This is a genomic window from Kitasatospora sp. NPDC057015 (assembly GCF_042673745.1).
Taxonomy (GTDB): Bacteria; Actinomycetota; Actinomycetes; order Streptomycetales; family Streptomycetaceae; genus Kitasatospora.
This window is the reverse complement of sequence record NZ_JBHUSG010000119.1, coordinates 3,522-4,111: the sequence shown is the minus strand read 5'-3', so window position 1 is coordinate 4,111 and position 590 is coordinate 3,522. Positions and strand designations below refer to the sequence as shown.

1 protein-coding gene is annotated in these 590 nt (G+C 54.9%); it reads right to left on the bottom strand.

All coding sequences use genetic code 11. The annotated features are described in order from the left end of the window. The coding region (locus ACFTWP_RS41370; protein ID WP_380270345.1) for a hypothetical protein at positions 1-576 on the bottom strand (576 nt) is incomplete at its 3' end. Positions 577-590 lie beyond the last annotated feature (14 nt).

The following is a 590-nucleotide window of genomic DNA, read 5'->3' as shown; positions in this document are numbered from 1 at the left end:
GTTCTGGTAGTACAGCCGAGCGCCTGGCGGCGAGCTGAAATTTTTGGGGGAATAGGAGAATTGCTGGAGAGTCCCGGGCTGTGCGTTTTTCGAGACAATATTCGGATATAACGGTATCGGCGGGATCGGATTGGCAATATATTTTCCATCCATATCCTCGACCGGCTTGCCCGCCGCATCAAGAATATTGTCCGCCTGTTCGAAGGTTGCGTAGATAAAATACGGAGCCGATGATGTTTTCTGAATAATGTGCAAGCCAATGAGGCCGAAATCGTCGTCGACATAGTACGTCTTCGTATCCGCGCCGTCGCCCTTGACGTAATAACGCACGCGGGTTGTATAGAAACGGCCGGATGCTCGCTCGGAGGCAGTCAATCGTCGCCAGGCCGCCTTGACCTCGACCGAGCCGTAAGGCAAGCAGATCAAGCCGCTGCAGGGCGGGAGCGGATCGTCTCCGTGATCCGAGATGTATTTCGCCGTTGCTTCGAATATGCCGGCCACTCTTTTGTCGCTGACACCGCCCAACAACTGGTTCGCCGCGACATAGGCGTATTCCTTGCGGTTGGCCTTGGCCATGAACAAGATCTGGG